This window comes from Virgisporangium aliadipatigenens, assembly GCF_016863615.1.
GTDB lineage: Bacteria > Actinomycetota > Actinomycetes > Mycobacteriales > Micromonosporaceae > Virgisporangium > Virgisporangium aliadipatigenens.
In genome coordinates this window covers 1-908 of the sequence record NZ_BOPF01000106.1, presented here as the reverse complement: position 1 = coordinate 908, position 908 = coordinate 1, and the positions used below count along the sequence as shown (strand labels likewise).

Below are 908 nucleotides of genomic sequence, written 5' to 3'. Positions count from 1 at the left end.
GCGCCCCACGGTCGCCGCCGCGGTTCTCGTATCCGCCGCGCTCACGGGCGCCGAAGCCACCACGCTCGCGATCGCCGCCACGGCTGTCGGGCCCGCCGCGCTCGCGCGATCCGGATCCGAAGCCACCACGCTCACCGTCGCCGCGGCCCCGGCCCTCGAAGCCGCCCCGGCCGTCGCGGTCGTTGCGGAAGCCGCCGGCCCGCTCGCCGTCACTACGGAAGCCACGGCGCTCGCCGTCCCCCCGCGGACCCGAGCCGAACCCGCCCCGGTCGCCGTCGCGACGGAAGCCGCCGCCCTGGCGGTCGCCGCCACCCGGTCCGCGATCGCCGCGGAATCCGCCTCGGTCGTCGCCACGGCTCTGGCCGCCGAAGCCACCCCGGTCGCCGTCGCGACGGAAACCACCGCGGTCGCCGCCGGCCCCACCGGGTCCGCGATCACCACGGAAGCCGCCCCGATCGCCGGACCCGCCCGATACTGCGCCGCCTCGTTCGCCGTCGCGGCGTGGGCCCGAGCGGAACCCGCCCCGGTCGTCACCACGGCCCTGGCCGCCGAAGCCGCCCCGGTCGCCGTCGCGACGGAAGCCGCCACGTTCCCGATCCCCGCCCGCCCCGCCGCGGAAACCGCCCCGGTCGCCGGACCCGCCGGCCCGCGAGCCGCCCCGGTCGTCGCGTGCGCCGCGGAAGCCTCCCGGGCGGGACGATCCGCGGTCCCCGTTGCGGAAACCGCCGCGGTCCTGATCGCCGCGCGGAGCTCCGCCGGAGCGGTCGCCGTCGGCGCGGTCGTTCGACGAGGATGAACTGGTCACGAGAAAAGTCCTTTCGGGGCCCGAGTACCCGGGATCGGGGCCCGGTAACGAACCGTACCCGTAAATGCGTCGAGGGCCGCCCACACGGGCGGCCCTCGATCGG

1 pseudogene is annotated in these 908 nt (G+C 77.9%); it reads left to right on the top strand.

What is annotated here, in order from left to right:
* Positions 1-796 (top strand): annotated as a pseudogene (locus Val02_RS46970) (hypothetical protein); the annotation flags it as partial.
* Positions 797-908 lie beyond the last annotated feature (112 nt).